Source organism: Campylobacter troglodytis, from assembly GCF_006864425.1.
Classification (GTDB): Bacteria; Campylobacterota; Campylobacteria; order Campylobacterales; family Campylobacteraceae; genus Campylobacter_D; species Campylobacter_D troglodytis.
This window is the reverse complement of the sequence record NZ_QHLI01000145.1, coordinates 1-1,436: the sequence shown is the minus strand read 5'-3', so window position 1 is coordinate 1,436 and position 1,436 is coordinate 1. Positions and strand designations below refer to the sequence as shown.

Below are 1,436 nucleotides of genomic sequence, written 5' to 3'. Positions count from 1 at the left end.
CTAAATTTAGGGGCATAAAAAAAGAAAATTTTGTGTTTCATTTAAAAAAAACAAAATTAAGACGAAAAATTTAGGACAAAATTCTCATCAAAATTTGCTAAAATTGATAAGAGAAAATCCTATTAAAGTATCTTGAGCCAAGTATTTTTAGTGTTTTCATTTTGTGCATCCTCTAGGATAATTTTCACCTTTTATCTTTTCCCCATCAAAATCTAATACATAAATTTTTCTAGGATTACCCTTAAAATCTTTAAGTAAATCAAAGTAAAAATAAGAAGCCCACGCAAGTTCTGAGTAGTCTTTTAACTTGCTGATTGCTAGCTTATTAGTTATCATACATTGCTCTATTTGAATTAAATCTTATAAAACAACATCTTTTTTATGGTAATTATCCACAAAATAATGATAGGCACAATGGCAACCATAAAAACTATGATATTTTGCATATAAAAATATATGAGGATTTCCTTCACTGCCCACCATAAATCCCCAATCATTTTCATAAATTCCAAGCGAATATTTTTTATTGTAAGTCATTTTATCGTCCATAATTATGCAACACTCTAAAATCATCATAATTTCTGCTTATCTTATTAAGATATTGCGGCTTATCTAGTAAATTTTCTATTATGCCTTCCTCTTCAAATATGTAATTTTTAATTATGTTATCAACACCTATTTGTAAATCTCCTATCACCTCTTTATTTTGCATTATTTGTGTTTCATCAATCTCTGCTTTATGTTTGGCGATGTAGATTCTGCGAGTTGTGTTTGGGAAAATAAGCAAATTGCAAGTCCATTTTCGCCAACCTCCATAATATCCAAGTTCTGCTATATATACTTGCACAAGTTCGCGCTCCAACCACACAAAATCAATGGCAATGTATAGTCGCAAATCTTTACCAACTACAAAATGACCTTTAGAGATATAAAACTCGTTTTTGCGTTGTTTTGCACTTTCTATCGGTCTAGCATAAATAATTTTTCCTACTTCTTGTTCAGCAAATTTGTTGAATTCTTGATAATCGGAATCTAATATTCTAGGAATCAATGCTCTTTTTTCTGCGGGATAAGGTATGCCATAAGTGCAAGAAACTATTAGCAATGTCGCAACAAGTACAATAAACACAGCCAACATTTTCACGCTATTTGTTCCTAAATCTATATTTTAATTTTACAAAAACCTTAAATTATAAGCTAACAATACTTAATAATTTATTAAACAAAGATTCTTTTTGCCTACGCTTGAAGCGAGTTTAACCTGTCCTCCGTGAATGCATCTTAACTCATCGCATTCTAGGATGGGACAAAGAAGGGCGGTGCTGCTTAAATTTATGTTATTTTTCTTAAATTCAAGCTCTTTTTGTTGATTTATTTCATTTTCTTTAATTTTATTAGCCTCTTTGCTTTTGCATTCTAATTTTATATTTAGGCTT

General features: G+C 29.9%; 3 protein-coding genes and 2 pseudogenes. 1 reads left to right on the top strand and 4 read right to left on the bottom strand.

The window, feature by feature from the left end:
- A pseudogene (locus DMC01_RS16935) lies at window positions 1–136 on the top strand (IS1595 family transposase); the annotation flags it as partial.
- Between the two features lie 20 nt (window positions 137–156).
- Here the strand turns inward: DMC01_RS16935 and DMC01_RS12440 are convergent.
- The 4 genes and pseudogenes from DMC01_RS12440 to DMC01_RS14050 all read right to left on the bottom strand — a co-directional run.
- A complete protein-coding gene (locus tag DMC01_RS12440) occupies window positions 157–336 on the bottom strand; it encodes a hypothetical protein (RefSeq protein WP_142694500.1) in 180 nt (59 codons plus the stop codon).
- Between the two features lie 24 nt (window positions 337–360).
- Complete coding sequence (locus tag DMC01_RS14055) at window positions 361–537, bottom strand: hypothetical protein (RefSeq protein WP_185908952.1); 177 nt, start codon at window positions 535–537, stop codon at window positions 361–363.
- A 1-nt stretch (window position 538) separates the two neighbouring features.
- Window positions 539–1,144, bottom strand: coding sequence for a hypothetical protein (locus tag DMC01_RS14555; RefSeq protein WP_221887166.1), 606 nt, complete (start codon window positions 1,142–1,144; stop codon window positions 539–541).
- A 63-nt stretch (window positions 1,145–1,207) separates the two neighbouring features.
- Window positions 1,208–1,436 (bottom strand): annotated as a pseudogene (locus DMC01_RS14050) (hypothetical protein); the annotation flags it as partial.

Bases quoted from the DNA above. Each gene is read 5' to 3' on its own strand.
- DMC01_RS14055 (WP_185908952.1), bottom strand. From the start codon at position 537: ATGACTTACAATAAAAAATATTCGCTTGGAATTTATGAAAATGATTGG.
- DMC01_RS12440 (WP_142694500.1), bottom strand. From the start codon at position 336: ATGATAACTAATAAGCTAGCAATCAGCAAGTTAAAAGACTACTCAGAA.